The organism is Salipiger mangrovisoli, from assembly GCF_015223355.1.
Lineage (GTDB): Bacteria > Pseudomonadota > Alphaproteobacteria > Rhodobacterales > Rhodobacteraceae > Salipiger > Salipiger mangrovisoli.
The window spans coordinates 1-6,428 of sequence record NZ_JADFFK010000062.1; the positions used below are offsets into that span (position 1 = coordinate 1).

Genomic DNA, 6,428 nt, shown 5'->3' on the forward strand with positions numbered 1-6,428 from the left:
CCCCCGTGCCATCCGCCTTCACGCGGACTTTCACGTTGTAGTCGATCACGCGCTTCACGGGCACAAGCACCTTCATGAGCGGATCTCTCCCTTGGTTTCACCGTGCCTTGGGCGGCACTTCGTAGGTCTCCCGTGGGGTGATAGCGAAGTGAACGCTGGGGAAACAGTGCCAATTTGCGCATGCGCAGCAAAAGGACGCCGCGTTAGCGCGAGGTAATGGGCTTGCTGCGACATCGGTGTCGCGGCGGAATTTCCAAGGGTCGGAAACGGCTTTCGGAAATCTCGCAGGCTGCTGCAGAAGTCGGCAGCCGCAGCAGTCGCGCCGTTCTGGCGTGCGCGACGCGGCCGAACGGCGCGGCAGGGTGATTCGCGTCGGCCGGACCGGTGCTCGACGGTGCGCTGCGTCAACAGCAGAAGGGCCGCCCCGGAGGGCGGCCCTTGCTGTGTCAGGTGAAGGTATTGTCGCGTGGGAAGCCGCGCGGCGCCATGCGCCCGGCGGTGGCGCGCTTGGCGATCCACTCGCTGAGGTCCGCCTCGGTGCGGGTGCGTCCGGCGGGGTCCTTCCAGCTGAGCCCGTCTGCCAGCGTGAACGTGGTGATGTCGGAGAGTCCACCATCCTTGTATTTCTGCAGCCGCACGCCCTTGCCGCGACCCATCTCGGGCAGTTCGTCGAGCATGAAGACCAGAACCTTGCGGTTCTCCCCGACCACGGCGACGGCATCGCCCTGCACCGGCTTGCAAACCTTGGCAACCACGTCGTCACGAACGTTGAGCACCTGGCGCCCTGTGCGGGTCTGCGCCAGCACATCCGCCTCGGGCACGAGGAAGCCGTCCCCTGCCGAGGAGGCGACCAGCAGCTTGCGGTCGGGCACATGGGCGAAGATGTCGATGATCTGCGCCTCGTTCGGCAGGTCGACCATCAGGCGCAGCGGCTCGCCCATCCCGCGCCCGCCGGGCAGGTTGGCGGCCGAGAGCGTGTAGAAGCGGCCGTTCGATCCGAACACCAGCAGCCGGTCGGTGGTTTCAGCGTGGAAGGTGAAGCGCGGGCCGTCGCCGTCCTTGAATTTCAGCTCGGAGCCGAGGTCGATATGGCCCTTCATCGCGCGGATCCAGCCCATCTGCGAGCAGACCACGGTGATCGGCTCACGCTCGATCATGGCTTCCAGCGGCACCTCCTCGACCTCGCCGGCCTCGGCGAAGGTGGTGAGGCGTGCCCCGCGTTCGAGCCCCTTGGTGAAGGCCTTCTTCACCTCGCGCAGCTCGCCCGAGATGGTCTTCCACTGCAGCTCTTCACTGGCCAGCAGGTCCTCGAGCCCGGCACGTTCTTCCATCAACTTGTCGCGCTCGGCGACCAGTTCCATCTCCTCGAGCTTGCGCAAGCTGCGCAGGCGCATGTTGAGGATCGCCTCGGTCTGCACCTCGGTCAGGCCGAACTCCTCCTCGCCCGACACATTGGCGGGAGAGATGTAGTCGGCCTCGGAGGTGGCGCGGGCAATCTTGCGCCCCCAGTCCTCGCGCATCAGCGCGGCCTTGGGGTCCTCGTCATAGCGGATGATGTCGATGACGCGGTCGAGGTTGAGGAAGGCGATGATCAGGCCCTCCAGCACCTCGAGGCGATGGTCGATCTTCTCCATCCGGTGCCGCGAGCGGCGGCAGAGCACGTCGCGCCGGAAGTCGAGGAAGGCGCGCAGCACCTCCTTCAGCGAGCAGACCTTCGGCGTCACCCCGTCGATGAGCACGTTCATGTTCAGCGAGAAGCGGATCTCCAGATCCGAGTTGCGGAACAGCATGTTCATCAGAACGTCCGGATCGACGTTCTTGGTCTTCGGCTCGAGCACCATGCGGATGTCCTCGGCACTCTCGTCGCGGATGTCGGCGAGGATCGGGACCTTCTTGGTCTGGATCAGCTCGGCCAGCCGCTCGACCAGCTTGGACTTCTGCACCTGGTAGGGGATCTCGGTGACCACCGCCTGCCACATGCCGCGGCCGAGGTCCTCGACCTCCCACTTGGCGCGCAGGCGGATCGAGCCGCGGCCCGTCGCATAGGCCTGGGCGATGTTCTCGCGCGGCTCGACGATCACCCCTCCGGTGGGGAAGTCGGGGCCGGGGACATGGCCCAGCAAGGTCTCGTCCGCCGCGTTCGGCGACTTGATGAGATGCAGACAGGCGTCGATCAGCTCGCCGATGTTGTGCGGCGGGATGTTGGTGGCCATGCCCACCGCGATGCCGCTCGAGCCGTTGGCCAGCAGGTTCGGGTAGGAGGCGGGCAGCACGATCGGCTCTTCGAGGCGGCCGTCGTAGTTCGGGCGGTAGTCGACCGCGTCCTCGTCGAGGCCCTGCAGCAGCGCCTCGGCCATGATCGTCATCCGCGCCTCGGTGTAGCGCGAGGCGGCCGGGTTATCGCCGTCGATGTTGCCGAAGTTGCCCTGACCATCGACCAGCGGGTAGCGGATGGTGAAGTCCTGCGCGAGGCGCGCCATGGCGTCATAGATCGCCGCGTCGCCGTGGGGGTGGAAATCCCCCATCGTGTCGCCGGAGATTTTTGCCGACTTCAGGAAGCCCCCTGTGGAACTAAGTCGCAGCCGGCGCATTGCATAAAGGATACGACGATGCACGGGCTTGAGCCCGTCCCGCGCGTCTGGCAGCGCCCGGTTCATGATCGTCGACAGTGCATAGGTCAGATACCGCTCGCCAATAGCCCGGCGCAGGGTCTCTGCCACGTTACGAGGGTTCATGTTGGGGTCATCGACGATATCATTCATGCATATTGTGATACCCGCGCAGAAAAGCGCGGGCAAGCGATCCGCCAAGGGAAATCTGCGACAGGCAGATTTTTCCCGGTTTCCGCTTATGTCAGGCGCTCAAATCAACTATGATGTGTGTGACGCCGAGTATTTGAGCGGTGCGATGTCGGCCCTTTTCAGCCAGCCCTTTCCTGTTTCGGAGATTCCAGCATGAAAAGCTTTATTGTCATGACATTCGCCCTGCTGGGCTGGGCGTGGTACGCGATGTCGGGGGGCGCGGATTTCGAGCCTGGTGCCAATTCCGTGCAGCTTCCAAATCTCCTCGCCAGCGGCTTCGTGTCGAAGGCCGAGGCGCACCCCGCTTCCATGCCCGAGGTCACCCGCGCCAGCACGGTATCGCTGGCCGATGTCTCGGCACCCGAATCGCCGGACGGCGCGCCCCTCAAGGCGGCAGGCGAGGCGCTCGACGTCACCCTGGCGGCAGCGCCCAACCAGCCGATCGCGGCCAGTTTCGATCCCGAAGGCACCACGGTTGCGACCGCGCACCCGACCAAAGCCTCGGCGGACGCGATGAGCGGCGATCTGCGGCGTGTGACCGGAACGCGGGTCAACATGCGCTACGGTCCCGGAACCAGCTATTCGGTGGTGGGCCAGCTGGCCGAGGGAGACGAGGTCGAGATCCTCTCTGATCCGGGCGACGGCTGGGTCAAGCTTCAGGCGCGCAAAGGCGGCAGCGCCGGCTGGATGTACGACGCCTATCTCAGCGCTTCGAACTGAGCCGCCGCGCAAGGCGTCCCCATCTTGCGCCGGTGAATTGCAGCCCGCCGCGACCTCGCCTATCCCGTCGGAACACGGGACGCTGCAGGCAGGGCAAGCACAATGGCGCAAGACGCGGCTGAAAAGCCGGACATCACCAGACCATCCATTCTGATCACTGGCTGCTCGTCGGGCATCGGCGCGGCCGCGGCGCGCGGCCTGCGCGCCCGCGGCTGGCGCGTCTTTGCCAGCTGCCGCCGCGAGGAGGACTGCGCGCGCATGCGGCTGATGGGCTTCGAGAGCCCGCGGATCGACTACGCCGACGAGGCCTCGATGCAGGCGGCGCTGACCGAGGTACTGGCCGCCACCGGCGGCACGATCGACGCACTCTACAACAACGGGGCCCATGCGGTGCCCGGCGCGCTCGAGGACCTGCCGACGCAGGCGCTGCGCGAGATCTACGAGGTCAACCTTTTTGGCTGGCACACGCTGACCCGCCTGGTGATCCCGGTGATGCGCGCGCAGGGCCACGGGCGGATCATCAACTGCTCTTCGGTGCTGGGGATCGTGCCGATGCCCTGGCGCGGTGCCTATGTCTCGACCAAGCATGCCCTCGAGGGGCTGACCGACGTGCTGCGCATCGAGATGTCAGATACCCCCATCAAGGTCATCCTGATCGAGCCGGGTCCGATCACCTCGCGGATACGCGCAAATTCGGTCGCGCATTTCGAGAAATGGGTCGACTGGCAAGTCAGCCCGCGCCGGGCGCAATACGAGGGCTCGCTGCTCAAGCGCCTCTATGCGCCTTCAGGCGGCAGGCCGGACACTTTCGAGCTGCCCGGCTCGGCAGTCACCGAGAAGCTGATCCTCGCGCTCGAGAGCGACCATCCTGCGCCGCGCTACTACGTGACCACAGCGACCCACATCATGGGCACGCTGCGCCGCCTGCTGCCGACCCGGCTGCTCGACCGGCTGATCGCCCGCGCCCGGTGAGCGCGCGGCAAGGTCGCAGCGGCGGTGCCTTCGCATTTCGCCGCGAAGCGGCTATGTGAAGACAGCGAGGATAGGGGAGCTGTGCAATGCAGAAGGATCCGTTGTTTCTGGTCGTGGCCGTCGTGATGATGGCGGTCGTCGGCATCTTGCTCTTCGGCATCGGGTCCTTTGCCAAGGGTGGGGCGTTCAACAAGAAGTACGCCAACAAGGCGATGCGCTGGCGCATCATCGCGCAATTCGTCGCGGTGGTCCTGATCCTGCTGTTCGTTCTTATCCGGAGAGGCTGACGATGATCGTGCTGAACAAGATCTACACCCGCACGGGCGACAAGGGTGACACCGCCCTGGTCGACGGCACCCGCGTGCCGAAGTACTGCGCAAGGGTCGAGTCCTACGGCACGGTGGATGAACTGAACTCGGTGGTGGGGCTGGCGCGCTTGCACGCGAGCGGCGATCTCGATGCCGCGCTGGCGCGGATCCAGAACGACCTCTTCGACCTCGGATCAGATCTCGGTCGCCCCGACATGGCGCGGGATGCAGAGGCGGGTTACCCGGTTCTGCGCGTGACGCAGGCGCAGGTCGAACGGCTCGAGTCCGAGATGGACGCGATGACGGCGCAGCTCGACCCGCTGCGCAGCTTCGTTCTGCCCGGCGGCTCGCCGGCGTCGGCCTTCCTGCACCAGTGCCGCACGGTGGCCCGCCGCGCCGAGCGCCGCTCGGTCGAACTGGCGGCCTCGGAAGAGGTGAACATCCACGCGCTGACCTATCTAAACCGGCTCAGCGACTGGTTCTTCTGTGCCGCCCGCATGGCCAATGACGGTGGCGCCGCAGACGTGCTCTGGGTGCCCGGCGCCAACCGCGATTGAAGCCGAGAGGGGGCGCTGCCCCCTCGGCGCTGCGCGCCTCACCCCCGGCGTATTTTGCAAGAGAAGAAGCCTTGGGTGCCGCGCGGCCGGCGTTTCCTTCCTGCCACACCCCCGAGCCCAAGTCGGGTCCGGAGGCGACCGGGGCAGGGCAGGGCGATTGCCTCTGGGCGGCGGCCGGGACTAAGGCTGGGGCCAGTGCCCTCTGGAGAGATTTCGCCGATGTTCCGCCCGGTCCCCCTGCTGGCCGCCGCGCTTGCCGCGGTCCTGACCCTGTCTGCCTGCGCCAACGGCCAAGCCAACCTGCGCAAGCCGGTCGAGCCCATCGGCGACTTCAAGCTGGGGTTCTCCGAGGTCGTCGCCCCGAACATCGTGAAGGGTCCGCTGTCGCGCGACGCCAGCGCCGAAGAATGGACGCAGGCCGTGGATGCGGCCATCGAGGAGCGTTTCGACCGGCAGACCGGCGGTAAGTACTATCACATCGGAACTTCGGTCGAAGGCTACGTTCTGGCCCAGCCCGGCGTGCCGCTGGTGTTCAGCCCCAAGTCGGCGCTGATTCTGCGGGTCACCGTCTGGGATGATGCGGCGCAGAGGAAGCTCAATGACACGCCCGAGCAGATCACCGTCATGGAGGCGATCACCCCCGAGACGCTGGCGGGTTCGGGGTTGACCCAGTCGCGCGAGGTCCAGATGCGCAACCTGTCGGCCAACGCGGCGCTGCAGATCGAGATGTGGATGCGCCGCGAGCTGCGGGCGCAGGGCTGGTTCGGCGGCGAGGCGGCGCAGAAGGCGGCCGCGGTGCGGCAAGATGGCGGGGGAAATGCCCCCGCGGCATCGGCGGCGGATGGCCCGGCGCGCGAAACCGTGACCCAATAACAGCGCCCGCCGGGGTGCAGCTATCAACAGACGCTTGATTTTCTGCTCCTGAACCAATAAACGGCCCGCGATGCGAAACCGGGTCGCAGTCGACCCCCTAGAGGTGAGACGTCTGGAAAGATGGCAAAGGAAAAGTTTGAGCGCGGCAAGCCGCACTGCAACATCGGCACGATCGGTCACGTTGACCACGGCAAGAC

General features: G+C 66.1%; 6 protein-coding genes and 2 pseudogenes. 6 read left to right on the plus strand and 2 right to left on the minus strand.

The window, feature by feature from the left end; translation table 11 throughout:
• Positions 1 to 76 (minus strand): annotated as a pseudogene (locus IQ782_RS29145) (electron transfer flavoprotein subunit beta/FixA family protein); the annotation flags it as partial.
• Positions 77 to 446: 370 nt separating this feature from the next.
• On the minus strand, positions 447 to 2,762 hold the full coding sequence (locus IQ782_RS29150; RefSeq protein ID WP_194138167.1) for a DNA topoisomerase IV subunit A: 2,316 nt from the start codon (positions 2,760 to 2,762) through the stop codon (positions 447 to 449).
• Between the two features lie 192 nt (positions 2,763 to 2,954).
• On the opposite strand from IQ782_RS29150, the gene IQ782_RS29155 reads away from it, so the two are divergent.
• From IQ782_RS29155 to IQ782_RS29180, 6 genes and pseudogenes are all read left to right on the plus strand, one after another.
• Positions 2,955 to 3,521 carry an SH3 domain-containing protein gene (locus IQ782_RS29155; protein ID WP_194138168.1) on the plus strand — a complete coding sequence of 189 codons (567 nt, stop codon included), beginning with the start codon at positions 2,955 to 2,957 and terminating at the stop codon, positions 3,519 to 3,521.
• A 132-nt stretch (positions 3,522 to 3,653) separates the two neighbouring features.
• A complete protein-coding gene (locus tag IQ782_RS29160; RefSeq protein WP_194138172.1) occupies positions 3,654 to 4,493 on the plus strand; it encodes an SDR family NAD(P)-dependent oxidoreductase in 840 nt (279 codons plus the stop codon).
• An 86-nt stretch (positions 4,494 to 4,579) separates the two neighbouring features.
• Entirely contained in the window at positions 4,580 to 4,780 is a 201-nt protein-coding gene (locus tag IQ782_RS29165) for a twin transmembrane helix small protein (RefSeq protein WP_194138169.1), read from the plus strand.
• Positions 4,781 to 4,782: 2 nt separating this feature from the next.
• Positions 4,783 to 5,358, plus strand: coding sequence for a cob(I)yrinic acid a,c-diamide adenosyltransferase (locus IQ782_RS29170; RefSeq protein WP_194138170.1), 576 nt, complete (start codon positions 4,783 to 4,785; stop codon positions 5,356 to 5,358).
• Between the two features lie 219 nt (positions 5,359 to 5,577).
• Complete coding sequence (locus IQ782_RS29175; RefSeq protein WP_194138171.1) at positions 5,578 to 6,231, plus strand: hypothetical protein; 654 nt, start codon at positions 5,578 to 5,580, stop codon at positions 6,229 to 6,231.
• 120 nt (positions 6,232 to 6,351) lie between these two features.
• Positions 6,352 to 6,428: pseudogene (locus tag IQ782_RS29180) on the plus strand (GTP-binding protein); the annotation flags it as partial.

Coding starts and splice junctions, on each gene's coding strand:
- IQ782_RS29150 (WP_194138167.1), bottom strand. CDS start 2,762: ATGAATGATATCGTCGATGACCCCAACATGAACCCTCGTAACGTGGCA.
- IQ782_RS29155 (WP_194138168.1), top strand. CDS start 2,955: ATGAAAAGCTTTATTGTCATGACATTCGCCCTGCTGGGCTGGGCGTGG.
- IQ782_RS29170 (WP_194138170.1), top strand. CDS start 4,783: ATGATCGTGCTGAACAAGATCTACACCCGCACGGGCGACAAGGGTGAC.
- IQ782_RS29175 (WP_194138171.1), top strand. CDS start 5,578: ATGTTCCGCCCGGTCCCCCTGCTGGCCGCCGCGCTTGCCGCGGTCCTG.
- IQ782_RS29165 (WP_194138169.1), top strand. CDS start 4,580: ATGCAGAAGGATCCGTTGTTTCTGGTCGTGGCCGTCGTGATGATGGCG.